At 68.5% G+C, this 23,885-nt stretch carries 26 protein-coding genes; 10 read left to right on the top strand and 16 right to left on the bottom strand.

Annotation, left to right across the window (positions count from 1 at the left end; all coding sequences use genetic code 11):
• Window positions 1-3 precede the first annotated feature (3 nt).
• The 14 genes from EKG36_RS09280 to EKG36_RS09215 all read right to left on the bottom strand — a co-directional run bounded on the left by EKG36_RS09280 (window position 4) and on the right by EKG36_RS09215 (window position 12,182).
• The gene (locus EKG36_RS09280; RefSeq protein ID WP_126483341.1) at window positions 4-1,359 is read right to left on the bottom strand and encodes a cbb3-type cytochrome c oxidase subunit I; all 1,356 of its coding nucleotides are present in this window, start codon (window positions 1,357-1,359) and stop codon (window positions 4-6) included.
• A 39-nt stretch (window positions 1,360-1,398) separates the two neighbouring features.
• Entirely contained in the window at window positions 1,399-1,851 is a 453-nt protein-coding gene (locus EKG36_RS09275; RefSeq protein ID WP_126483339.1) for a c-type cytochrome, read from the bottom strand.
• 178 nt (window positions 1,852-2,029) lie between these two features.
• Window positions 2,030-2,350: a carboxymuconolactone decarboxylase family protein gene (locus EKG36_RS09270; protein ID WP_126483337.1), complete on the bottom strand. Its 321-nt coding sequence runs from the start codon at window positions 2,348-2,350 to the stop codon at window positions 2,030-2,032.
• 51 nt (window positions 2,351-2,401) lie between these two features.
• Window positions 2,402-2,788 (bottom strand): SirB2 family protein, encoded by a 387-nt coding sequence (locus EKG36_RS09265; protein WP_126483335.1) that lies wholly within the window; start codon window positions 2,786-2,788, stop codon window positions 2,402-2,404.
• Between the two features lie 5 nt (window positions 2,789-2,793).
• Complete coding sequence (locus EKG36_RS09260) at window positions 2,794-3,990, bottom strand: NnrS family protein (RefSeq protein WP_126483333.1); 1,197 nt, start codon at window positions 3,988-3,990, stop codon at window positions 2,794-2,796.
• A gap of 127 nt (window positions 3,991-4,117) precedes the next feature.
• Window positions 4,118-4,561: a globin gene (locus EKG36_RS09255; protein ID WP_126483331.1), complete on the bottom strand. Its 444-nt coding sequence runs from the start codon at window positions 4,559-4,561 to the stop codon at window positions 4,118-4,120.
• Window positions 4,562-4,705: 144 nt separating this feature from the next.
• Window positions 4,706-6,274 carry a nitrite reductase gene (locus tag EKG36_RS09250; protein WP_126483329.1) on the bottom strand — a complete coding sequence of 523 codons (1,569 nt, stop codon included), beginning with the start codon at window positions 6,272-6,274 and terminating at the stop codon, window positions 4,706-4,708.
• Complete coding sequence (gene cobA / locus EKG36_RS09245) at window positions 6,274-7,122, bottom strand: uroporphyrinogen-III C-methyltransferase (protein WP_126483327.1); 849 nt, start codon at window positions 7,120-7,122, stop codon at window positions 6,274-6,276. Before cobA ends, EKG36_RS09250 begins: the two co-directional genes overlap by 1 nt.
• Before the next feature lie 20 nt (window positions 7,123-7,142).
• Window positions 7,143-8,345 carry a heme d1 biosynthesis radical SAM protein NirJ gene (gene nirJ, locus EKG36_RS09240; RefSeq protein WP_126483325.1) on the bottom strand — a complete coding sequence of 401 codons (1,203 nt, stop codon included), beginning with the start codon at window positions 8,343-8,345 and terminating at the stop codon, window positions 7,143-7,145.
• Between the two features lie 23 nt (window positions 8,346-8,368).
• Entirely contained in the window at window positions 8,369-8,950 is a 582-nt protein-coding gene (ahbB, locus tag EKG36_RS09235; RefSeq protein ID WP_185827524.1) for a siroheme decarboxylase subunit beta, read from the bottom strand.
• Window positions 8,925-9,383: an Lrp/AsnC family transcriptional regulator gene (locus EKG36_RS09230; RefSeq protein WP_126483323.1), complete on the bottom strand. Its 459-nt coding sequence runs from the start codon at window positions 9,381-9,383 to the stop codon at window positions 8,925-8,927. The genes ahbB (EKG36_RS09235) and EKG36_RS09230 overlap by 26 nt, the downstream gene beginning before the upstream one ends.
• Entirely contained in the window at window positions 9,380-9,913 is a 534-nt protein-coding gene (ahbB, locus tag EKG36_RS09225; protein WP_185827523.1) for a siroheme decarboxylase subunit beta, read from the bottom strand. The genes EKG36_RS09230 and ahbB (EKG36_RS09225) overlap by 4 nt, the downstream gene beginning before the upstream one ends.
• Window positions 9,910-10,395 carry an AsnC family transcriptional regulator gene (locus EKG36_RS09220; RefSeq protein WP_126483321.1) on the bottom strand — a complete coding sequence of 162 codons (486 nt, stop codon included), beginning with the start codon at window positions 10,393-10,395 and terminating at the stop codon, window positions 9,910-9,912. Before EKG36_RS09220 ends, ahbB (EKG36_RS09225) begins: the two co-directional genes overlap by 4 nt.
• Before the next feature lie 59 nt (window positions 10,396-10,454).
• A complete protein-coding gene (locus EKG36_RS09215; RefSeq protein ID WP_126483319.1) occupies window positions 10,455-12,182 on the bottom strand; it encodes a nitrite reductase in 1,728 nt (575 codons plus the stop codon).
• 361 nt (window positions 12,183-12,543) lie between these two features.
• Between EKG36_RS09215 and EKG36_RS09210 the strand changes: the two genes are divergently transcribed.
• From EKG36_RS09210 to hmpA, 3 genes are all read left to right on the top strand, one after another.
• Entirely contained in the window at window positions 12,544-12,879 is a 336-nt protein-coding gene (locus EKG36_RS09210) for a c-type cytochrome (RefSeq protein WP_126483317.1), read from the top strand.
• Between the two features lie 13 nt (window positions 12,880-12,892).
• On the top strand, window positions 12,893-14,104 hold the full coding sequence (locus tag EKG36_RS09205; RefSeq protein ID WP_126483315.1) for a cytochrome D1 domain-containing protein: 1,212 nt from the start codon (window positions 12,893-12,895) through the stop codon (window positions 14,102-14,104).
• A gap of 138 nt (window positions 14,105-14,242) precedes the next feature.
• The gene (hmpA, locus tag EKG36_RS09200) at window positions 14,243-15,415 is read left to right on the top strand and encodes an NO-inducible flavohemoprotein (RefSeq protein WP_126483313.1); all 1,173 of its coding nucleotides are present in this window, start codon (window positions 14,243-14,245) and stop codon (window positions 15,413-15,415) included.
• Window positions 15,416-15,460: 45 nt separating this feature from the next.
• Here the strand turns inward: hmpA and EKG36_RS09195 are convergent, their stop codons facing one another.
• The gene (locus tag EKG36_RS09195) at window positions 15,461-15,853 is read right to left on the bottom strand and encodes a ribonucleotide reductase subunit alpha (protein WP_126483311.1); all 393 of its coding nucleotides are present in this window, start codon (window positions 15,851-15,853) and stop codon (window positions 15,461-15,463) included.
• A gap of 109 nt (window positions 15,854-15,962) precedes the next feature.
• A complete protein-coding gene (norR, locus tag EKG36_RS09190) occupies window positions 15,963-17,489 on the bottom strand; it encodes a nitric oxide reductase transcriptional regulator NorR (RefSeq protein WP_126483309.1) in 1,527 nt (508 codons plus the stop codon).
• Between the two features lie 152 nt (window positions 17,490-17,641).
• Here norR and ytfE point away from each other — a divergent pair, with 152 nt between their 5' ends.
• The 7 genes from ytfE to nrdD all read left to right on the top strand — a co-directional run bounded on the left by ytfE (window position 17,642) and on the right by nrdD (window position 23,872).
• Window positions 17,642-18,298, top strand: a complete 657-nt coding sequence (gene ytfE / locus EKG36_RS09185; RefSeq protein WP_126483307.1) for an iron-sulfur cluster repair protein YtfE — start codon at window positions 17,642-17,644, stop codon at window positions 18,296-18,298.
• A gap of 57 nt (window positions 18,299-18,355) precedes the next feature.
• Window positions 18,356-18,991, top strand: coding sequence for a hemerythrin domain-containing protein (locus tag EKG36_RS09180; protein ID WP_126483305.1), 636 nt, complete (start codon window positions 18,356-18,358; stop codon window positions 18,989-18,991).
• Between the two features lie 118 nt (window positions 18,992-19,109).
• The gene (gene ubiU, locus EKG36_RS09175; protein ID WP_126483303.1) at window positions 19,110-20,105 is read left to right on the top strand and encodes a ubiquinone anaerobic biosynthesis protein UbiU; all 996 of its coding nucleotides are present in this window, start codon (window positions 19,110-19,112) and stop codon (window positions 20,103-20,105) included.
• A gap of 8 nt (window positions 20,106-20,113) precedes the next feature.
• Window positions 20,114-21,028: a U32 family peptidase gene (locus tag EKG36_RS09170; protein WP_126483301.1), complete on the top strand. Its 915-nt coding sequence runs from the start codon at window positions 20,114-20,116 to the stop codon at window positions 21,026-21,028.
• On the top strand, window positions 21,025-21,771 hold the full coding sequence (locus EKG36_RS09165; protein ID WP_126483299.1) for an anaerobic ribonucleoside-triphosphate reductase activating protein: 747 nt from the start codon (window positions 21,025-21,027) through the stop codon (window positions 21,769-21,771). Before EKG36_RS09170 ends, EKG36_RS09165 begins: the two co-directional genes overlap by 4 nt.
• A 173-nt stretch (window positions 21,772-21,944) precedes the next feature.
• Complete coding sequence (locus tag EKG36_RS09160) at window positions 21,945-23,705, top strand: ribonucleoside triphosphate reductase (protein ID WP_126483297.1); 1,761 nt, start codon at window positions 21,945-21,947, stop codon at window positions 23,703-23,705.
• Window positions 23,702-23,872: an anaerobic ribonucleoside-triphosphate reductase gene (nrdD, locus tag EKG36_RS20905; protein ID WP_221766064.1), complete on the top strand. Its 171-nt coding sequence runs from the start codon at window positions 23,702-23,704 to the stop codon at window positions 23,870-23,872. Before EKG36_RS09160 ends, nrdD begins: the two co-directional genes overlap by 4 nt.
• Window positions 23,873-23,885 lie beyond the last annotated feature (13 nt).

Raw genomic sequence — 23,885 nt, 5'->3', positions numbered from 1 at the left:
TGGTCAGGTGTGCTCGGGGCCTGCGGTCAGCTGGGTGCCACCGGCCGGCACCTGCTCGCGAGCCGGGCCGAAGAAGGCGTAGATCAGCATGATCGCCCCGACGGCCACCGCGATACCGGCGCCCAGGCGCATCATGTAGAAGAGGCCGAGCTGGTCCTGCACCTCCATGTAGTTCATGCCCAGCACTCGCTGCAGGTGGGTCTGCACCACCCCGGCGAAGGTCAGGGTGAAGGTCATGAAGCACATCGCCGAGGTCATGATCCAGAAGCCCCACATGTTCAGCACCTGGTTGTAGGGCTGGACGCGACGCAACTGCGGCATGGCGAAGGTGATGATGCCGAGGATCAGCATCACGTAGGCCCCGTAGAAGGCCAGGTGGCCATGGGCGGCGGTGACCTGGGTGCCGTGGCTATAGTAGTTGATCCACGACAGGGTGTGCATGAAGCCCCACACGCCGGCGCCGAAGAAGGCGATGGTCGGGCAGCCCAGGGCCCACAGCATGGCGGCCTTGTTGGGATGGTTGCGACTGCCCTTCCAGAACATGGTGAAGGCGAACACCACCATGGCGAAGAAGGGAATCACCTCCAGGGTGGAGAAGATGCTGCCGATGGGCTGCCAGTAGCTCGGCGCGCCGATCCAGTAGTAGTGGTGCCCGGTGCCCAGCAGGCCGGAGAACAGTGACAGGCCGACGATGACATAGAGCCACTTCTCGATCACCTCGCGATCGACGCCGGTCATCTTGATCAGCAGGTAGCCCAGCAGCGAGGCCATGATCAGCTCCCAGACGCCCTCGACCCAGAGGTGCACGACCCACCACCAGTAGAGCTTGTCCACGGCCAGGTTGGTCGGATTGTAGAAGGCGAACAGCCAGAACACCGCGGCCAGCCACAGGCCCAGCATCAGCACCAGGTTGATGGCGGTCTTGCGGCCCTTGGCCAGGGTCATGCTGGTGTTGAAGAGGAACATCAAAAAGGAGATGGTGATCAGCACCTTGACCCAGAACGGCTGCTCGAGGAACTCGCGGCCCTCGTGGATCCCGAACTGGTAGCCGACGATGGCCGCGGCGCCGGCGAAGGCGAAGATGGCCAGCTGCAGGTAGGCCAGCCCGGGGCTGTGGATCTCCTGTTCGGCCTCTTCCGGCATAAGGTAGTAGGTGCTGCCCATGAAGCCGAGCAGCAGCCAGACGATCAGCAGGTTGGTATGGCTGACGCGCATGATGTTGAAGGGCATCAGCTCGGCCATGAAGTTGGGCCAGGCATAGACGGTGGCGGCCAGCAGGCCGAACACGATCTGCAGCGCGAACAGCGCCATGGCCACCATGAAGAAGGGCAGGGCCACCCTCTGGGTCTCGTATTTCATCGCTATGGGTCTCCTTGCGTCATCCGAAGCGCTGGCGGCTTAGCCGGCGGGATGTGGTGGCCAGTCCTGAGCGTCGATGCCGTCGGTCCACTCCAGGAAGTCGATCAGGGCGCTGAGCTCCTCGTCACTGAGGTCGAACTGCGGCATCTGCCGCCGACCCGGCGCGCCAAGCGGCTGGGCCTTCATCCAGGCAATGAGGCCAGCGCGAGCCGCCTCGGGGTTCTCCCGGCCGCCGTAACGCGTCCAGACGTTGCCCAGCTCGGGGGCGAAATAGGCGCCCTCGCCCATGATGCTGTGGCAGTTGATGCACATGTTCTCCTCCCACACCTCCTTGCCATGGACCACCGATTCGGTAAGCCCGGCACTGTCGGTGGAATCGGTGACCATGTACCAGTGGCTGTGGGCCGTCAGCGCGGCGAACAGCAGAAAGAAGAACAGCGACCCGCCATAGAAGATGTTGCGGGCCGCCGACTTGGTGAGACCTTCGGCCATGGACTTCCCCCCTCGCTCGAATGGCGACGCCATCATCATCACAGCGTCACTAAGATGCATATATAATACATGTTAATCCTAGCAGCTCCTTGGCCCGCCGAACCATGACACCGATCAATTCCTGTCACCAGGAGAGTTCATGGTGGCTTCCGGAAGCCGCCAGCCATCGGTAGGGCCCTCAGCGGTCGCTGGTGATGTCCTGGATCCAGGTCAGGGCGGCCACGCCGCCGGGCAGGCCCAGGGTGGGAACGGCCAGCATGGCCACCTGCTCGAGAGCCGCGGCGGACTCGCCCTCTTCCAGCGCCCGCCGCACATGGGAGTGCACGGCGCCCTCCGAGCCGGCACCCACGGCCAGGGCCAGCTTGACCAGGCGACGGGTGCGCGCGTCCAGGGGGCCACTCTCGGCACAGGCCTTGCCCAGCGCCGTGAAGGCGTCCCAGACCTCGGGGTACTGCTCGGCCACCAGGCCGGCGCCGGCGGGAAGTTCCTGTCTCGACATGACATCGTCCTTCTATCGGGAAATGGCGGAGTCAGTATAGGAGGGCCCGGCTCAGGCCAGCCAGGACAACGGGCTGTGCTGGACCGCCGCGCCCACCATGAAGGCGAACACGGCCAGGGCGGCCAGTGCCGCCACGCCGCGCACCGCCGGTGTCCGGCCGCGCTTGATGGCCAGCGTGCCGAGGCCGATATACGCCAGCAGGGCGAGCAGCTTGGCGGCCAGCCAGGGCTGCTGATGGGGCCACAGCGAGAGGGCCACCATCAGCCAGACCCCGAGCCCCAGCAGCGCGCTATCGACCAGGTGAGGTAGCACCCGCACCCAGCGCCGGGCAAGGTTCGGCGAGGCGCGTACCGACCACCAGGCCCGCACCAGGAAGAGTCCCAGGCTCAGGGCCGCGGCGCTCATGTGCAGGTGCTTGATCAGGGCATAGTGCTCCATGGGAATCAGCCGTCCTTGCCGTCCAGCCGGGCGGTGCTCAGCGGCAGCGTGTAGTGGAGCAGAAAGATCGCGTAGGCCAGGCACCAGAAGATAATGCCCAGATTGTAGGTCCAGTGGCTGATGCCGGGATATACCGCCAGCACCGGCGAGCGCAGGACGGCGGCGGCGATCAGCAGCCCCAGGGCCACGCCGATGCCCGGCAGGCTGCGGATGGAGCGACCGGTGTGGCCCAGCGAGACCCGTGCCATCATCGCCAGCATCATGGTGCCCATGCCGCCGATGGTCAGCGCATGCACGGCCAACTCGACGCGGAAGGCACCCAGCGCCGCCAGGGCCCACATGGCCAGCCCCAGGCAGAGGAAGGCGTAGCTGGCATGCAGGCCCCAGAGCAGCGGCTCGCGGCGGGTGTGGAGTCCATCCCAACGGGCCAGTCGCAGGGTATTGGCCACTGCCGCGAGCCCCGTCAACCCGGCGAGCCCCGCGCCGGGCAGGACCAGGCCCAGCACGGCGGCCAGCTGGGCCAGCACCAGTGCCGCCATGCTGCCCAGGGTCAGCCGCTCCAGCCAGGGCAACGGCGCCGGCCGGGGACGTCCCAGGCGATTGGCGGTGAACATCGGAATCACCCGGCCGCCGATCACCACCATCAGGGCGGTGATCAACAGCACCGCCAGGTAGGCCCCTTGGCGGATCAGCGCGGCATCCCCCTGCAGGACCCCGAGATGCATCGCCAGGTTGGCCAGGACCAGCAGCCCGAGGGCAGGCAGGAAGACCAGGTTGCGCCAGCGCCGAGCGGCGATCACCAGTCGCGCCATGACGGCCGCCACCACCACCAGGAAGGCCAGGTCCACCAGCGCCGGCAACAGCGGCGGCAGCCCCAGCGGAACGGCCAGCAGCACCCGCCCGGCCAGCCACAGCGCCGCCAGGGCCAGCAGGGGCCAGCCGCGCAGGCTCGGCAAGCCGGTCCAGTTCTGCACGGCGGTGAGCAAGAAGCCCGCCACCACGGCGGCGGCGAAGCCGAACAGCATCTCGTGCTGGTGCCACCAGAGCAGCCCACCCTGGGGTCTGAGCAGCACGTCGCCATGCCAGAAGGCCAGCCAGACCACCAGGGCGACCACCCCGAACAGCGCGGCCAGCAGGAAGAAAGGACGGAAGGCGAGGCGGGCCAGGGGCAGGCGCGCCGGCGAGAAGGAAGAGGCTGTCATGACGAATACCCGACTGAAACACTTGGATATCGCCATTGTGCGCTCGCCGGGGTCGGAAAAACCATGACAGGCATCAAGCATGCTTCTTTATGCCACGCCCATGGCCCTGCCAGGCGGTCGGGCGCGCTCAGGCGCTATCGTCCTCGCCGACCGGCGTGTCCCGCTCGTAGTGGAACTTCATGTAGACGATCCCCGGGGTCATCACCAGGCGCCAGGCCAGTTCCACCGCGTCGCTGAACGCCGGGTCGAAGTCGCGCAGGGTCGCCACCATCGTCTCCAGCCAGAGGTCGTAGAGCGATGGCTGGATGTCGAGATGCCGGCGGTTGTGGCTGATGGCCACCTTGTCCAGGTAATAGTCGGCATGGCTGGAGGCATAGAAGGTCAGCAGGTGGTAGAAGGATTTCTTGAGCATGGCCTGCTGGCGATGCATGTCAGTGTGTCGGAACTTCGTCGCCACCTCCGGCGAGGCGGCGACGAAGCGCTCGTAGAAGGCCTCGAAGAAGCCCTTGCCGTCGACCTGGCGCTCCAGCACCCGGGCATAGCTCGCATCGAAGACCGTCTCGATATCCAAGGCCTGCCTCCCCCGGGCTCTCAGCGTCGAACGGGGCGCTGCTCGCCGCCCCTGACTTGAAGCGTAGTCGCCTCGCGTGACGCGTCCCAGCCCGGGCCCGCCGGGTCATGACCGACCTCGAGGCCCGAGACGACGCCCCGGCCATCAGTGGCTGGTGCCTTCCTCATAGCGGGTCTTGTTCCAGACGTTGTACTTGCCGGAGGGCTTGCTCATGGGAATGCGCTGCTCCTCCTCCAGGGTATCGCCGTCATAGACAATCACCGCGCCCTCCTCCTCCCAGACACTCAGCAGCAGCTTCTCGCCATAGCGGTCGAATTCCACATGGGCGGCGGTCTTGCCGGGCGCGGGGATCAGCGTCTCGACGATCTCCAGGCTCGCCTTGTCGATGATGTGGACCCGGTCGCGGTTGGGGCCGAAGAAGACGTCCACCCAGACGTAGGGGGAGTTGGCATGGCTGCGCATGAAGAAGCCGGGGCCATCGGTCTCGAGGGTCTTGATCACCGTCCAGTCGGTCATGTCGATGATAGAGACCGCCGCTCGAGTGAGGTGGGGGGTCGCCATCACGCGGCGCCCCTCGTGTTCCCAGGTGATGCCCGAGCCCAGGTGGGGCATGCCCTCCAGGGGCAGGTCGGCCACCTTCTCGCCGCTGTCCAGGTTCACCACCATGCCGCCCTGGCCGCCCCGCGAGGCGCCGATGACGTGGTCATATTCGAGGTCGAAGAAGAAGTCGTCCAGGTAGTCAGGCACCGGGATGCGCCGTACCTGGAAGTTGGGGGTATCGTGGCCGCGTCGCTTCTCGAGCGGCGTGGCCATATGGCCGGTGGAGACCACCGGCTCGGTGGGCAGCGGCCAGGGGATCTCCCATACCTCCTCGAGGTCCTTGAGCGCGGCGATGAAGCTTCCCCGGGGCGGCGCGGCATAGACGGCGCTGACCCGGGAGCTCTCGCCGTCCTCGCCCACCACCGGATAGACCTTCATCAGGTCGAGGTTGTGGGCGTCGAAGAGCACCAGACTGTGGGGCAGGTAGTTGGCGGCCATCACGTAGCGGCCGTCGGCGGAGACGGCGATGTTGCGCATGTTGATGCCGGCGCGCACCTCGGCCACCACCTCCATGTTGTAGATGTCGTACTTGGTGATCCAGCCGTCCCGGGAGCCGAAGAAGACATGGCGCCCGTCGGGCGTGTACTTGGGCCCACCGTGCAGGGCGTAGCGAGTCTCGAAACGGTGGATCCGCTCGAAGGTGTCGCCATCGAGCAGGCTGGCATGGTGGTCGCCCGTCTCCACCACGATGAACAGATTGAGCGGATCGGCATCGAAAAGCGGCACATCGGGCAGGCTGCCGTCGGGGTGGGCCACGACCTGGCTTGCCAGGATATCCTGCTGGGTCCAGCGTGGCTCGACCACCGGGGGACGGTAGATCCACTCGGCCAGGGTGGCGATCGCCGCGTCGTCGAGGGTCTCGCCGAAGGCCGGCATCTGGCTGGCCGGTCGGCCGTGACGGATCACCGCCTCGGCCGCCTCCGGCGTCAGGCGCGAGAGATTGCCCGGCAGCAGGGCCGGGCCGATGCCGCCCAGGCGGGTCTCTCCGTGACAGGCGGCACACTCGGCCTGATAGAGCGCCTCGGCCTGCTCGGCGTCCGCCGGGGCGATGACCGCCAGCAGCACCACAGCGACCAGCGTCGACAGGCAGGTCTTGTGCAAGGCAATTCGCATCACAGGGCCATCCGCTCCCCGACCAGGGCCAGCGTCTCGCCCTCCGCGAAGCTCGCCGCCTTCGGTGCCGGCTGGGCCAGGCTGTCGGCCAGGCGCACCACCTCGCCCACCACGATCAGGGTGGGCGGCTTGAGCCCCTCACGGGCAATGGTCTCGACCAGTTCGGCCAGGCAGGTGATCACCCGACGCTGCTGGGGCGTGGTGCCGCGCTCGACCAGGGCCACAGGGTGGCTCGCCGGCAGGCCATGGCCCTGCAGCTGCCGGCTGATCGTCTCGGCATTGGCCAGGCCCATGTAGAACACCGCCGTATGGTGGGCCGCGGCCAGGGCTCCCCAGTCCAGGACGAGCTCGCCGTCGCCCTTGGCGTGGCCGGTGACGAAGGTGACGCTCTGGGCGTGATCCCGATGGGTAAGCGGGAAACCGCCGTAAGCGGCACAGCCCTGGGCGGAGGTGATGCCCGGCACCACCCGGAAGGGGATGTCGTGAGCGATCAAGACCTCACCCTCCTCGCCACCGCGCCCGAAGATGAAGGGATCGCCCCCCTTGAGCCGCACCACCCGCTGCCCCTCGCCCGCCAGCCGCACCAACAGGGCATTGGTCTCGTCCTGGGTCAGGGCATGGCAGCGTGAGGCCTTGCCCACGTAGAAGCGCCGCGCCCTGGGGTTGGCCAGGGCCAGCACGTCCCTCGAGACCAGGCGGTCGAAGACCAGGCAGTCGGCCTGCTCGAGCAGCGACAGGGCCCGCAGGGTCAGCAGGCCCGGGTCGCCGGGCCCGGCCCCGACGATGGCCACCTCACCGGGGGCCAGAGGCGCCTCGGCCAGCTCATAGGAAACGCGACGTGTCGGCATGGCGGAGTTCCTCGTCAGCCTTACTGGATTTCGACGGCCTGGATGGCCTCATGGGGGGCGGCAATGCGGCGCTCGCCCGCTTCCTCGACGCCGATCTCGTCGTTGGTCAGGTAGCAGCCTGGATCCTCCTCCCAGGGATCGCCGGTGACCTTCCAGGCCCGCACCCGGGTATTGCCGTTGCAGATGGCCAGGTAACGGCAGGCGCCGCAGCGCCCCTTCACGGGCCGCGGGCGCTGACGGAAGCCCTGCATCAGCGGGTCGCGGGTATGGCGCCAGATCTCGGAGAAGGGCGTCTCGCGGACGTTGCCCAGGTCGTGGTCCCACCAGAAGGTGTCCGGGTGGACATTGCCCAGGTTGTCGATATTGGCAATGTGTTCACCGGAGGCATTGCCACCCCAGGCCACGAGCCGCTGGCGCAGGGCCGGTGCCTGGTCGGGGAAGTGGTGTTCGGCCCAGCGCAGCAGGAAGGGACCGTCGGCGTCGTTGTTGCCCGTGACGTACTCGCGCTCGACGCCGCGCTCGAGCTCGTCCCGGCAGTGGTCGAACAGCCGCGTCATGGCGTCCCGGGTCATCCGGTACCAGGCATCCTGCTTGCTGTGGCGGCGGCCGCGCCCGCCATAGTTGAGGTGGGACAGATAGAACTTGTCGACGTCGTGCTCGGCGAGCAGAGCCAGGATGTCATCAAGCTGGGCATGGTTCTCCCGGGTCAGGGTGAAGCGCAGGCCCACCTTGATGCCACGCTCCTTGCACAGCTTCACCGCGTGCAAGGACTCCCGGAAGGCGCCCCGACGCTGGCGAATGGCGTCATGGGTCGCCTCCAGGCCATCGATGCTGATCCCCACGTAGTCGTAGCCGACGTCGGCAATCGCGTCGATGTTGGCCTCGGTGATCAGCGTGCCGTTGGTGGAGAGGCCGGTATAGAGGCCGAGCTCGCGGGCCCGATGGGAGAGCTCGAAGATGTCGGGGCGCATCAGCGGCTCGCCGCCGGAAAGGATCAGCGCCGGTACCCGGAAGCGGTGCAGGTCCTCCAGCACGGCATGGGCCTCGGCACTGGACAGCTCGCCGGCAAAGTCGATGTCCGCCGAGGTCGTGTAGCAGTGCTTGCAGGTCAGGTTGCAACGTCGGATCAGGTTCCAGATCACCACCGGCCCGGGCGGCTGGCGACGCGGCAGCACGGGGGCCGGCGCGAGCAGGGTCTTGATGTAGCGGGTGACTCTGAACATGGTGTCTCTCCTCGACGGGCGTCTCAGCGGCGCTGCGGGGTATCGCTCCCCGCGCCACCGGGCCCCAGGCGCAGCCCGGTCTTCTTGAGGATGCGCGAGCTGTAGAGGATGCGGTGCTCCCGGCAGGCCTCGCCGAGACGGGCGCGCAGCACCTCGGCCTGGCGCTCCACCTCCTCCCGGCTGCGCCCGTGGAGCATGGCGAAGAGGTTGAAGGGCCAGTGGGGACGGTGACGGGGGCGGCGGTAGCAGTGACTGACCCCCTCGATGGCGGCGATCTCGCGGCCCAGCCGGTCGATCTCGGCGTCGTCAACGTCCCACACGGTCATGCCGTTGGCCACGTAGCCCAGGCGATAGTGGTTGGGCACGGCGGCGACTCGGCGGATTACCCCGCGCGCCGCCATGGCCTGCATCCTGGCCAGTACCTCGTCGCCGCTCATCCCTGTCATCCGGCCCACCGCCCCCCAGGGATCGGGAACCAGCGGCAGTCCGGCCTGGGTGGCCAGCACGATGGCCCGGTCCCGCACGTCCAGGAGCCCCTCCGGCGTCGCGGCAGGCCGCTCGGCATCGCGCGAACGTCCCTCAGACGGGGAGATGGAGTCGAACATGGAACTCCTCCTCCTTGGGCATGTTGAAGACCGGCAGGCCGGTGGCCGCCTCGATGGCCTCGATCACCTCGGCGATACGCTCCGGGGCCTCGGTGGCCAGCACGAACCACATGTTGAGGGCGTGCTCGCGGCGATAGTTGTGGGCCACCTCGGGAAAGGCGTTGACCGCCTCGGCGACCCGCTCGAAGTCTGGCTCCGGCACTGCCAGGGCCGCCAGGGTCAGCCCGCCGCCCAGGCGCTCGGCGTGGTACATGGGCCCGAACCGGCTCAGCACCCCGGCCTCGCGGAGGCGTTCGAGACGGTAGAGCAGCTCGCCCTCGGAAATGCCCAGCTGCGCGGCCACCACGGCATAGGGGCGCGCCGTGAGCGGCAACCCTTCCTGCAGGCGGTTGATCAGGCGGCGGTCGGGGGCGTCCAGCTCCGCGGGGCTCATGGCGACGGCTCCGCGGCATAACGGCCGCCACACTGACGATAGGCCTGCTCGCTGAACAGCACGCGATGCTCGAGGTCCGCGAGCCCCTGGCGCTCGACGATGGCCGCGAGCTGGGCGAGGACCCGCTCGCGACGGATACCATGCAGCATGCAGAAGAGATTGTAGGGCCAGTCCGGGAGGCATCGCGGTCGCCGGTAGCACAGGGTCACCGCCACCTCACGGGCCAGACGGCGGCCCACCTCGGCGACCCGGGCATCGGGGACGTCCCAGACCACCATGGCGTTGGCCCCAATGCCCAGCGGCCGGTGACGCACCACCAGGCCCTGTCGCTTGATCAGTCCCGTGGCCTGCCAGCGGTGGACACAGGCGAGAACCTCGCCTTCGGTCAGGCCGCACTGCTCGGCCAGGACCTGCCAGGGGCGCGGCGACAGGGGCAGCCCCCACTCGAGCCGCTCGCGCAGGCGGCGCTGCGCCTCGTCCGCCTTGGCGGCGGCCTGCGGCGCGGGAGGGGGGGTCGTGATGGAACTCATCTCGCCTCCAGTTCGGCCCAGGGAATCGGAAACGCCAGGTCGATGTGATAGCCCTCCAGCATCGGCAGGCGCAGCAGCGGATGGCCCAACTCGGCCTCCAGGCGGTCCAGGCGACTCGCCAGGCTGGCCGCATCCGGCGCCGTCATCACGAACCACAGGTTGTAGGCATGATTCCTGGCATAGTTGTGGTTCACGCCAGGCGCCCGGTTGATGATCGCGGCGCAGGCATCCCGTTCGTCTTCCGGCACGGCCACCGCGGCCAGCAGGCTGGCGCCGGCCCGGGCGTGGTCGAAGACCGGTCCCACCCGGCTCACCACGCCGAGCGCCAACAGCCGTTCAAGGCGGGCAATCACCTCCGCCTCGGAAGTGCCCAGGCGCTCGGCCATGCGGGCAAAGGGCCGGGTGCAGACCGGCAGGCGACGCTGGTAGTAGTCGATCAGGCGACGGTCCAGGGCATCAAGGTCTCGGGGATCAACAGGCATCGCGACCACTCATCCATGGAAATTGGGGCGGGCCGGTGCTACCGGCCCGCCGGGACGCCTCAATAGACGTCGTGCTGGGTGTTGTAGACGTTGAACTTGCCGGTCGGCGTGACCAGCCGCTCGTCCTTGATCACCGCTTCCAGCTCGCGGGTCTCGTCGTTCACCACCACCAGGGCCGAGGTCTCGTCCATGGTGTTCCATACCGAGAACCACACCTCGTTGCCGGCGTGGTTGTACTCCGGCTGCACGACCCGCTTGGGCCCCTCGCCCAGATCCGCCCACTCGGCGATGGGCAGCACCTCGAAGCCGGCTTCCAGGTCGTTGATGTCGTAGACCGCCACGCTCTGGCTGATGGCCTCGCCGGGGTTCAGCGGGGTATCGACGTAGAGGTTGTCGGACTCGGGATGGGTCTTGATGAACAGCGAACCGCCACCCTGGCCCTCCAGGGTGCGCACCACCTGCCAGGCCTGGTCGGGATGGCCTTCCGGGTCGGTGCCGATCAGCTGGATGGTATTGTCGCCGAGATGGCTGGTGGCCCAGACCGGCCCGAACTCGGGGTCGACGAAGTTGGCGCCGCGCCCCGGGTGGGGGATCTTGCCGACGTCGACGATGGCCTCCAGCTCGCGCTCCTGGGCATCGATGACCACGATCTGGTTGGACTCGTTGGCCGCGGTCAGGAAGTAGCGGCCGGTGCTGTCCCAGCCACCGTCATGCAGGAAGCGGGAGGTGTCGATCTCCACCGTGGACAGGGCATCCAGGTCCTCGTAGTTGACCAGCTGCACCTTGCCGGTCTCCTTGACGTTGACGATGAACTCGGGGTGCTGGTGGGAGGCCACGATGGCCGCCACCCGCGGCTCGGGATGGTATTCCTGGGTATCGACGGTCATGCCCCGGGTGCTGACGATCTTCAGCGGCTCCAGGGTCTCGCCGTCCATGATCACGTACTGCGGCGGCCAGTAGGTACCCGCCACGGCAAACTTGTCCTCGTAGCCCTCGAACTTGGAGGTCTCCACCGAGCGGGCCTCCAGGCCGACCTTGATGGAGGCGACGATTGCGGGCTCCGCCATCCACAGGTCGATCATGTCGACCTTGGCGTCGCGGCCGATCACGAACAGGTAGCGACCGGACGCCGACATCCGCGAGATGTGCACCGCATAGCCGGTATCCAGCACCTCGACGATCTCCTTGGAGGCACCGTCGATCAGGGCGATCTGGCCGGCATCGCGCAGGGTCACCGAGAACAGGTTGGCCAGGTCCAGGTCATTCATCTGTTCGGAGGGGCGCTCCTCGGGCGGCACCATCACCTCCCAGGTCTCCTGCATGGCCGGCAGGCCGAACTCGGGGGGCACCGGCGGCTCATGCATGATGTACTTGGCCATCAGCTCGATCTCGTCCTCGCTGAGTTCCCCCGAGGTCCCCCAGTTGGGCATGCCGGCCGCGGAGCCGTAGGTGATGAAGGCCTTGAGGTACTCGAGCCCGCGCTCCTGGGTGATATCGGTGGTCAGCGGCTTGCCGGTGGCCCCGTTGCGCAGCACCCCATGGCATCCGGCGCAACGCTGGAAGTAGATCTGCTTGGCCTGCTCGAATTCGGCCTCGCTCAGGTCCGGGGCACCGGGCGTCCGCACGGTGCGGGCGGACTCCGCCTCCACCGCCGACTCGGTGCCCTGATAGGCCGCCTGGGACTCGTCGATGTCCTCGTGTGGCTGGGCATGAGCCAGGCCGATACCCAGGGCCGCGGCGGTCACCGCCATGGCGAGGGGCTTGAGATACCCGAGTTGCTTCATCATCGCTCCACCTCTGTCATGATCCACGTATGCGCGTTCGCCAGGCCGGGGTCTTGTTGTCATGTCACCGGCGGGTCATCGCAACGCATGAGCATGGGCGGCGTGATCGATGACCCTCCTGGCAGCCAAGCGTGGTGCAATAACGCGCATATTTCATGCACCTTCAGCGTGTCGTCGGCGGTTTCACACCGCTGGTTGACCTGGATCAAAGGCCTCCATGGCGAGCCGCCACGCGAGATTGCGCAGCGACCGGAAGCGTGCCTCCGGTGCGGCGTCACCGGCCCGGTTGACACCGGTCAAGGCGACCCGACGCTCAGGGCGCAACACTGGGGACCACGGCCCGGACCCGACACGAGGACAGCCCATGCCCACACCCTTGCCACGGCTGCTGCCGACCCTGCTGATTGCCCTGGCCTGGGGTCCGGCACTGGCCGAAGCTCCCGCCCCGGCGCGCCAGGCGGAACTCGAGACCCTGCTCTATCAGGATTGCGGCTCCTGTCACGGCATGACCCTGCGCGGCGGGCTGGGCCCGGCCTTGACCCGCTCGCGGATGCGGGCCTACGACCGGGAGGCCCTGGCGGCGCTGATCCTGCACGGCATCCCCGGCACCGCCATGCCCGGCTGGGCGCCGCTGCTCAGCGACGCAGACGCCCGCTGGCTGGCCGACCACCTGCAGCACGCTGCTCCCCAGACGCCTTGAGACCGGAGTGACCATGACCCTGAACGCCCTGCCCCCCTTGCTGTTCGCCAGCCTTCTCGCCCTGCTCGCCGGCTGCCAGTCGCCGGGGGCGCCCGCCGAGCGGGCGGCGTTGCGCGGGACCGGTGACCTGGGCGTGGTGGTCGAGCGGGCCACCGGCAGCCTGCTGCTGGTGGACACCACTGAGCAGGCGGTTCTCGATCGCATCGAGGGGCTCGGCGACCTGTCGCACGCCTCGGTGAAATTCAGCCGCGATGGGCGCCATGCCTTCGTGTTCGGCCGCGACGGGGGACTGTCCCGGGTCGACCTGCTGACCGGCGAGGTCACGGCGCGCGTGATGCAGGCCGGCAACAGCATCGGCGGCGCCATCTCCCAGGATGGCCGACTGGTGGCAGTGGCCAACTACGCTCCGGGCGGCGTGAGGGTCTTCGACAGCGAGACCCTCGCTCCCGTCGCCGAGATTCCCGCGACCTACCGGGCCGAGGACGGCAGTCGTCAGCGTGCCAAGGTGGTGGGCCTGGTGGATGCCCCGGGCAACCGCTTCGTCTACAGCCTCTTCGACGCCGGCGAGATCCGCCTGCTGGACATGAGCGGCGAATCGCCGACGGAGAGGCGCTTCACGGCCATTGGCGAGCAGCCCTACGACGCCCTGATCGACCCAACGGGGCGCTACTATCTTGCCGGGCTGTTCGGCGAGGACGGCCTGGCGCTGCTGGATCTCTGGCATCCCGAGCGGGGCGTGCAGCGCATCCTGCCCGACTACGGCCGCGGCGAGGAACGCCTGCCGGTGTACAAGATGCCGCATCTCGAGGGCTGGGCCCTGGCCAACGGCTCGGCCTGGCTGCCGGCAGTGGGGCGCCACGAGGTGCTGGTGGCCGACGAGGCGGACTGGACCCTGGTCGATCGCATTGCGGTGCAGGGCCAGCCGGTCTTCGTCATGAGCCGGCCCGACGAGCGCCAGGTGTGGGTCAACTTCGCCCACCCCGACAATGACGTGGTGCAGGTGATCGATACCGAGTCCCGGGAGGTCGTCAGCACCCTCTCCCCCGGGGAGGCGGTGCTGCACATGGAGTTCACCCCCCGCGGCGAGCACGTCTGGATCTCGGCCCGGGACAGCGACCGGGTCCGGGTCTATGACACCCGGACCTTCGAGGTCCTGGCAGAGCTGGCCAGCGAATCGCCGAGCGGCATCTTCTTCACCGATCGGGCCCACCGCATCGGACTCTAGGACACCACGGCGGTCGACGGGCGAGCGGGGACGCTCGCCCTGCGACATTTTGCGCCAGCCGGGGAGGTATCGGTGGCGGCATTAAAGGAGTATTTTACTTACACCTTTAATGACATCCCCAGACCACGGAGCCCAGCCATGCTGACACCCGACCAGGAACGCCTGATCGAGGCGACCGCCCCGGTCGTCGCCGACCACCTCGACGCCATCACCCAGTGCTTCTACCCGTTGATGTTCGAGCGCTACCCCGAGGTCAAGCCGCTGTTCAACCAGGCCCACCAGGCCAGCGCCGGCCAGCCCCGGGCACTGGCCGGCGCGGTGCTGGCCTATGTCCAGCTGCGCCGGGACCCGCGCAAGGCCCGCGACACCCTGGCCACCGTGGTCAGCAAGCACGTCTCCCTGGATATCCGGCCCGAGCAGTACCCGATCGTCGGCGAGTGCCTGATGGCCGCCATCGGCGAGGTGCTGGGCGAGGCGGTGACGCCGGAGATCGCGGACGCCTGGGGCGCGCTCTACGAGGAGCTGGCCGGGCTGCTGATCGAGCTCGAGGCTCACCGCTATCACGACTTCGAGCATCGCCCTGGCGGCTGGCGGGGGCCGCGGGAATTCCGCATCGCCGCGACGCGCCAGGAGAGCGCGGTGATCCGCTCCTTCCTGCTCACGCCAGTGGATGGCGGGGCGGTGGCCGACTTTCGCCCGGGCCAGTACATCGGGGTGTGCCTGCACATCGATGGCGCGCCGGTCTACCGCCACTACAGCCTCTCGGCGGCGCCCAACGGCGAGAGCTACCGGATCTCGGTCAAGCGCGAGCCCGAAGGCACTGCCAGCCGACATCTGCACGATGAGATGGCGGTGGGCGACACCCTGGCGCTGCTGCCGCCGGCCGGCGACCTGACCCTGGTGGAGGGCGACGAGCCCCTGCTGCTGGCCAGCGGCGGCGTCGGCCAGACCCCCATGCTGCCGCTTGCCCGGCAGGCGCTGGCCCAGGGACGACGGGTGCTCTACCTGCATGCCGCCCTGGATGCCGAGCACCATGCCTTCGCCGACGAGGTGGCGGAGCTCGAGGCTCGCCATGCCGGACAGCTGCGGGTGGTGACGGTCCACGAACGGGGGGATGGCGCCGCGCATATCGGGCGGATCGACTGCGAGCTGCTGGCTCACTACCTGCCCGAAGGCGAGCCGCGCTGCTACTTCGTCGGTCCCCAGGGGTTTATGACCGCCGTCGACGGAGCCCTTGCCGAATTGGGCATTCCCGACGAGCGTCGCCACTACGAGCACTTCGGGCCATCGCGTCCCCTGGACGCCGCCTGAGCACGTCACTCATCGGCCCGGACGCCTGCGTCCGGGCCGCGGGCCTCACTGGAAGCTCACCACCTCACCCTGGCGGTCGAAGGCCAGGAAGCGATCGATACTGCCCATCTTCAGCGACTCCACCATGCGCTGCAGGTGTGGCTCCACGTCGACCTCCCTGCCGGGATCATCCAGGGCCCCGACGAACAAGATATCCCAGTCGGCGTCCGTCTCGCGGGCTTCCTCGACGAGGGTGGCCATGTCGCTGAGTTCATCGGGCGTCTTGTCGACGCACAGCACCGGTGTCAACACACCGCCCTCTCCCGCTTCGAAGCGGGTGCGCTGCGCCTCGCTCGGCTGGTCCGGGAGTTCGGCGCGAGTCAGCACGAGCAGCAGACGCTGCGGCTCGGGCTGGCGACGCGCCTCCTCGAGCAGATCGGTGAAGTGACGGATGGCCATGACGACTCCTCGGTCTGGGGGATCAATCTGGTCAGGGTAGCGCGACAGCCCCCACCGGGAACAGCACCCGGGCGATATCGCCGTGACGCCGCGCTCATGGCGACATTCGTCACTTGAGCCCCAGGCGACGGGCCAGCTTGTGCAGGTTGCTGGGATCCACCTCCAGGTGCCGGGCGGCGGCCGCCCAGCGTCCATCGCCAGCGGCCAGCGCCTCGCGGATCGCCCGTCGCTGCGCCTGCTCCACCTGCTCGCGCAGCGTCACCGTCTGGCTTTGCGTTTCGCCCGAGGGAGCGGCAGGGAGGGCGGCATCGACCTCCAGGTGGACGGGCAGGTCGAGTCCCTCCGGCTCCAGGGTGATGATCTCGTCGCGATGCGCTCCCTGCCCCAGGGCCTTGATTGCCGCACGGCTGATGACGTGCTCCAGCTCACGCACATTGCCCGGCCAGGCATAGCCCAGCAGGGCCTCCTCGGATCGCGGCGAGAGCCGAAGGCTGCGCACCCCCAGGCGGGCGCGATTGATCTCCAGGAAATGTCCCGCCAGTACCAGCACGTCGCCGCCCCGCTCGCGCAGCGGCGGGATGACCACCGGGTAGACCGACAGCCGATGGTAGAGGTCGGCACGGAAGTGGCCTTCCCGCACCGCATCCGCCAGCTGTCGATTGGTGGCGGCGATGATGCGTACATCGAGCCGGCGCGGCCTGTCCTCGCCCAGACGCTGCACCTCGCCTTCCTGCAGGGCGCGCAGCAGCTTGGCCTGGACGGGTGGCGGCAGCTCGCCCACCTCGTCGAGGAAGAGCGTGCCCCCCTCCGCGGCCTCGAAGCGTCCGGCGCGATCCGCCGTGGCGCCCGAGAAGGCGCCCCGCACATGGCCAAACAGCTCGCTCTCGGCCAGCGACTCCGGCAGCGCCGCACAGTTGACCTGCACCAGCGACGCGTCTCGTCGGGGCGAGCGCTGGTGGAGACGGCGCGCGAAGAGTTCCTTGCCCACGCCGGTCTCCCCGGTAAGCAGTACCGGCAGATCGGACGCCGCCACCACATCCAGCTCCTGGAGGAGGCGGCGGAGCACGGGGCTGTGGCCGAGGATCTCGCTCGCCTCGGGCGCCTCGATGGGCGGATTCGTTCCCTGACGCGCCATGCGCAGGGCGCGCACTTCCTGCTCCAGCCGGGTCACGCGTACCGCCGCCTCGACCAGCAGGGCATCGCGTTCCAGGGCCTCGCGGTCGGCATCGCCGAAGGTCCCGGCCTCCAGCGCGTCCAGCGTCAGGGCCCCCCAGGGCTCGCCTTCCACGTGCAGGCTGATGCCCATGCAGTCATGGACGTGGAGCGGCTGCCCGGGTTGCTGTTCGATCAGGCCGTCGTAGGGGTCGGGCAACCCGGCGTCGGGCGGGAACAGCGTGGAGGCACGGCTGGCCAGGATGGCGGCCAGGCGCGGATGATGCGCCACCTCGAAGCGTCGCCCCAGTGCCTCATGCACCAGGCCGTCCACGGCCACGGGCACCAGCACGTCTTCCTGGAGGCGGAGCAGGCAGACGGCCCCACAACGAAAGCGCTCCCGCAGGGTGCGGGCCAGCCGTTGCAGGCGAACGGCACTGGGCAGATCGGTGACCAGGTCGGCCACCAGCGCGACATCCAGCATGGTGACAATCACCTCGACATGGTGATTTTCACCATAACCCATCAGGGTGCTTTTTACCAAAGAATTCACAGTATATTGATTTTCAAGGAAAAAACATCCTGGCACACCGCTTGCTATGACTGGGAACCCTTCCCAACGATGGAGCCCTTGCCATGAACCTTCTGGACCAGACCGTCGGCCATACCGCCCTGACCCTGCCCGGCGCGACCCGCGTCTTCCACGATCACCGCATCGACTTCTGTTGCGGCGGGCGACTCAGCCTGCGCGAGGCCGCCGAACGCGTGGGGCTGGTGCCGCAGGCTCTCGTCGCCGAGCTGGAAGCGCTGCCCGCCGGTCGCCAGGCACAGCACGACTGGCAGGTCGCCAGCGATGACGCCCTGATCGATCATATCCTCGAGCGGTATCACGACGTCCACCGCCGCCAGCTCCCGGAGCTGGTGCGCATGGCTCGCCGGGTGGAGCAGGTGCACGGCCAGCGCGACACCTGCCCCAATGGATTGGCGGACCTGCTCACCGGGATCCACCAGGAGATGGAGAGCCACATGCAGAAGGAGGAGCAGATTCTCTTTCCGATGCTGCGCCGGGGACTCGGCGCCCAGGCCCGGGGCCCCATCGCGGTGATGCGCCACGAGCACGACGACCATGGCGAGCACCTCGACCGGCTGATGGCGCTCACCGACGACATCACTGCGCCCGAGGGGGCCTGCACCACCTGGCGCGCCCTCTACGCCGGGCTTGGCGAATTCCGCGACGACCTGATGCAGCACATCCACCTCGAGAACAACCTGCTGTTCGAACGCGCCGCCTAGGATTCCGCCCAGCCAAGACGCCTGGCGGAGCGTCCGCCAGGCACCAGGGAGGTCATCATGAAGCCCATCCTGCTCGAACGCCTGCACGCCGATCACCATCGCTATGCGGCCCTGCTGTGCATCCTCGACCGGCAGCTGCATATCGCCGCCTGCCGGGAGGTCCCCGACCATGGCCTCCTGGCGTGCCTCTTCCACTACCTGACCCGCCAGCCCGAGGAGTGGCACCACGGCATGGAAGACCGTCTATATGCGCGCCTGGTCGAGCGCCACCCGGAAAGCCACGACCTGCTCGAGGTGCTGAGCGAGGAACACCGTCGCATCGCCACCTATGGCCGCGAGCTCGAGGCCACGTCACGGCGACTGGCCGACGAGGCCGCCGACGAGGAACTGGACGCCAACACCCTCCACCTGGCCCGTGCCTTCAGCGAGCTCTATCACCATCACCTGCACACGGAAGATCGCCGCATCTTTCCGCTGATCGAGGCCATGTTCTCCGAGCCTGAGCTTGCGCCCCCGGGAGCGGGCGTCTGCCTGGACACGCCGCCCGAGGCGCACGCCGACTATCAGCGGCTGTACCGGCAGATCGCCACGGGCCACAAGGGGCTGCGGCTGGGACACGGCGAGATGGCCGATGCCTGCCCCTTGTGCCTGGCGGCCTCCCAAGCCCCTCCGCCCTCCCAGGAGGCTTCATGAAACCCTGGCAACCCGACCAGCCGAATGCCCGCCTCACCGCCGCTGCCCTGACCCGAGTCAAAGGGCGAGAGGCCATAGGCGACTAGCATAGTCGGGTATTCACCACCTGGAGACCGCCATGGAGCTCGTCTGCCCTGCCGGCAACCTGCCCGCCCTGAAGCGCGCCGTGGACGAGGGGGCCGACGCCGTCTACTTCGGCTTCCAGAACGCCACCAATGCCCGCCAGTTCGCCGGCCTCAACTTCTCCGACCGGCGTGCCCGGGACGGCATCGACTATGCCCGGGACCGCGGCCGGCGGGTGTTCTGCGCCATCAATACCTATCCGCAGCCCGACGGCTGGGCCCAGTGGGCCAGCGCCGTCGACCAGGCCGCCGAGCTCGGCGTCGATGCGCTGATCCTGGCCGACATGGGCCTGCTGGAGTATGCCGCTCGCCGCCACCCGGACCTGCCCCGCCATCTCTCCGTGCAGGGCTCGGCCACCAGCCATGAGGCGCTGCGCTTCTACCACGACCACTTCGGCATCAAGCGCGCCGTGCTGCCGCGGGTACTGTCGATCACCCAGGTTCGCGACCTGGCGAAGCAGAGCCCCGTGGAGCTGGAGGTCTTCGCCTTCGGCAGCCTGTGCATCATGGCCGAGGGGCGCTGCTACCTGTCGTCCTACCTCACCGGCGAGTCGCCCAACACCCGCGGCGTCTGTTCCCCGGCCGCCCACGTGCGCTGGGAAGAGACCTCCGCGGGTCTGGAGTCGCGGCTCGGCGGGGTGCTGATCGACCGCTATGGCGAGGACGAGCGCGCCGGCTACCCGACCCTGTGCAAGGGACGCTTCGAGGTCGGCGGCGAGACCTACCATGCCATCGAGGAACCCACCAGCCTCAATACCCTGGAGCTGCTGCCGGAGCTCGCCGAGCTGGGTATCAGCGCAGTGAAGATCGAGGGCCGCCAGCGCAGCCCGGCCTATGTCTCGAAGGTGGCCGGCATCTGGCGCCAGGCCCTGGATCGCCTGGCCCGCAGCCCCGAGCGCTTCCATGCCGATCCGGCCTGGCTGGCCGGCCTCGGCGAGCTCTCCGAGGGCGCCACTACCACCCTGGGCGCCTACGAGCGGCGCTGGAAATAGGAGGCCCCATGACCGCCACGACCCTGGAACTGAGCCTCGGCCCGGTGCTCTTCTACTGGACCCGCGAACACTACGAGGCCTTCTATCGGGAGGCCGCCGACTGGCCCGTGGATGCCGTCACCCTGGGCGAGGCCGTGTGCTCCCGACGCCGCGACATGAAGCTCGATGACTGGCTGGGGATCGGCCGGGAACTCGCCCAGAGCGGCAAGCGGGTAACCCTGGCGTCCCAGACGCTGATCGAGTCCGAGGCCGACCTGCGCGACCTGCGACGGCTGTGCGACAACGGCGAGTTCGTCATCGAGGCCAACGACCAGAGCGCCCTGCAGTGCCTTACCGACCGAGGCCTGCCCTTCGTCGGCGGCGCCGCCCTCAACCTCTACAACCGGCAGGCCATCGCGGTGCTCGTGCGCGCCGGCATGCAGGGCTGGCAGGCCCCGGTGGAGATGTCCCGGGAGGCACTCTCGACCCTGCTCGACGACTGCCGCGCCCATGGCGTCGCCGCGCCCTGCGAGGTATTCGCCTACGGGCACCTGCCGCTGGCCTGGTCGTCGCGCTGTTTCACCGCCCGCCGCCACCGACGGCCCAAGGATCGCTGCCAGTTCGTCTGTCAGAAGTACCCCGAGGGCCTGGCGCTGCGTTCCCAGGAAGCCCGGGAGGTATTCACCCTCAACGGCATCCAGACCCTGTCGGGGGCCTGCCAGGACCTGCGCCACGAACTCCCGACCATGCAGGCCATGGGGGTGGCAACGGCACGGCTGAGTCCCCGGCCCGAAGGCATGGCCGAGGTCGTGAGCGCCTTCGCGGCGGCCCGCCGCGGCGAGCTGACGGCCCCCGACCCGCTGACCCTGGTCGATGCCAGCCTCTGCGACGGCTACTGGCATGGCCACCCCGGCATGAGCCATCACCCGGAGAGTGCCCCATGACGATTCCCGCCCTGCAGCTCGAGGCCGAACCGGCCCGGCCCCTGCACCTGCCCCTGGCCGGACTCACCACCCATGACCCCGATGCCTTTCCGGGACGCCGCGCCGCCGTGGTCTACCTCCAGGGCTGCCCGCTGCAATGCGGCTACTGCGAGAACGGCACGATGATGGCGCCTCGCCGCGGCGCGCCCGGCGAGTGGGACGCCGTCCGGGACTATCTGGAGAGCCGTCTCGACAGCCTGGAAGCGGTGGTGTTCAGCGGCGGCGAGCCGACCCTGCATGCCGACCTGCCGGCGGCCATCGCGGACGCCCGCACCCTGGGGCTGGCGGTGGGCCTGCACACGGCGGGCCCCTACCCCGAGCGGCTGGCGCGGCTGCTGCCGCAGCTGGACTGGGTCGCCCTGGACGTCAAGGGCCGCGGCGCGGACTTCGACCGCATCGGTGGCCGCGATGGGGTCTGGCGCCGCCATGCTCGGAGCCTCGAGGCCCTGCTCGACGGGGAGGTCGCCTTCGAGTGCCGTACCACGGTGCACTGGCGGGATTTCGAGCTGGCCGACGTGGAGCGCCTGGCGATGACACTGGCCGACTGCGGCGTGCGCCGCTATGCCATCCAGCTCGCCCGCACCGAGCGCTGCCAGGACCCGACCTATTGCGAGGTGGTCCCGGGCGCTCCCACGACGCCGGCCCTCGAGGCCCTGGCCCGCCGGCTGCGGCCGCACTTCGCGCATCTCACCCTGCGTCACTGATCCCTTCCCCGGCGGCAGGCGCCGCTCTCTCGCCGGGCGGCCGTGAAGACGACGGCCGGGTGCCCTTCTCGTTTTCCCTGACCTGGATCATTCCTCCCGGACCGATCCTCTTCTAGCCTACGCACTACATGTTGATTTTGAATAGACGCCAAATACCACATATAGGGAAAACGATGACGAGCCAAGCCCGCGAGACTCGCCGGAGCGGCATCGAGGTGGCCGCCACGGTCGACGAATACCTGGAGCGCGCCGACTGGCGGGTGCACGCCAACGCCAATCAGGGCTACTCCCTGGGCGGCCTGATCCTCAATGCCGCCGGCAAGCTGATCGCCAACTACTGGCTCGACGAGGTCTATCCCGACACGGTGGGCACGGCGCACCGCGAGGGTGACCTGCACATCCACGACCTGGACATGCTGTGCGGTTACTGCGCCGGCTGGTCGCTGCGCACGCTGCTCGCCGAGGGCTTCAACGGCGTGCCCGACCGGGCGGAAAGCACGCCGCCACGCCACCTTTCAAGCGCCCTGGGGCAGATGGTCAACTTCCTCGGCACCCTGCAGAACGAGTGGGCCGGCGCCCAGGCCTTCAGTTCCTTCGATACCTACCTGGCCGCCTATGTACGCAAGGACGGCCTGGACTACCCGGCGGTCCGCCAGGCCGTGCAGGAATTCATCTACAACCTCAACGTGCCTTCCCGCTGGGGCAGTCAGACGCCCTTCACCAACCTGACCTTCGACTGGGTCTGCCCGGCGGACCTGCGCGACCAGGTGCCGATCATCGGCGGCGAGGAGCAGCCCTTCACCTACGGTGAGCTGCAGGCCGAGATGGACCTGCTCAACCGCGCCTACCTGGAGGTAATGGAGGCCGGCGATCGCCAGGGGCGGGTCTTCACCTTCCCGATCCCCACCTACAACATCACCGCCGACTTCGACTGGGACAGCGACAACGCCGAGCGGCTCTTCGCCCTGACCGCCAAGTACGGGTTGCCCTATTTCCAGAACTTCCTCAACTCCGACCTGGAGCCGCACATGGTGCGCTCCATGTGCTGCCGGCTGCAGCTCGACCTGAGCGAACTGCTCAAGCGCGGCAACGGCCTGTTCGGCAGCGCCGAGCAGACCGGCTCGCTGGGCGTGGTGACGATCAACTGCGCCCGCCTCGGTCACCGCTTCGCCGGTGACCGAGGCGGCCTGTTCGCTGAGCTCGACCGCCTGCTGGCCCTGGGCCGCGACAGCCTGGAGATCAAGCGACAGTGCATCCAGCACTGGATGGACGCCGGCCTCTACCCCTTCAGCCGCCGCTACCTGGGTACGCTGCGCAATCACTTCTCCACCCTGGGCGTGAACGGCCTCAACGAGATGGTGCGCAACTTCAGCGAGGACACCCACGACATCGCCGACCCGGAAGGCCAGCAGCTGGCCCTGGCGGTGCTCGATCACGTGCGCGAGCGGATGCGCGACTTCCAGGAGGATACCGGCCACCTCTACAACCTCGAGGCCACGCCTGCCGAGGGCACCACTCACCGCTTCGCCCGGGAGGACGCCCGGCGCTACCCGGGCATCCTCCAGGCAGGTCCACCGGAGGCGCCCTACTACACCAACTCGAGCCAGTTGCCGGTGGGCCACACCGATGACCCCTTCGAGGCACTGATCCACCAGGATCCGCTGCAGACCCGCTACACGGGGGGCACCGTCCTGCACCTCTACATGCGCGAGAGGCTCTCCAGCGCAGAGGCCTGCAAGAGACTGGTCCACACGGCCCTGTCACGCTTCCGGCTCCCCTACCTGACCGTCACCCCGACCTTCTCGATCTGCCCGGTCCACGGCTACCTGGCCGGGGAGCATGAATTCTGCCCCAGGTGCGATGACGCCCTGCTGGCACGCCAGGCCGCACCGCACGCGGCCGCCCATACCGCCGATGAAAGGAGTCCTGCATGAGCATGATCCAGAACCCACGCGACACCCTGCCCGCCGAGCAACGCCAGCCCTGCGAGGTCTGGACCCGGGTGATGGGCTACCACCGCCCGGTCAGCCAGTTCAATCGCGGCAAGCGCAGCGAGCATCGCGAGCGCAGCCACTTCACCGAGCAAGCCGTGTCCCGTTGATCCCGCCGACTGC

The organism is Halomonas nitroreducens (assembly GCF_003966155.1).
Lineage (GTDB): Bacteria > Pseudomonadota > Gammaproteobacteria > Pseudomonadales > Halomonadaceae > Halomonas > Halomonas nitroreducens.
The sequence above is the reverse complement of the archived record's forward strand: the minus strand, read 5'-3'. Positions and strand labels throughout refer to the sequence as shown.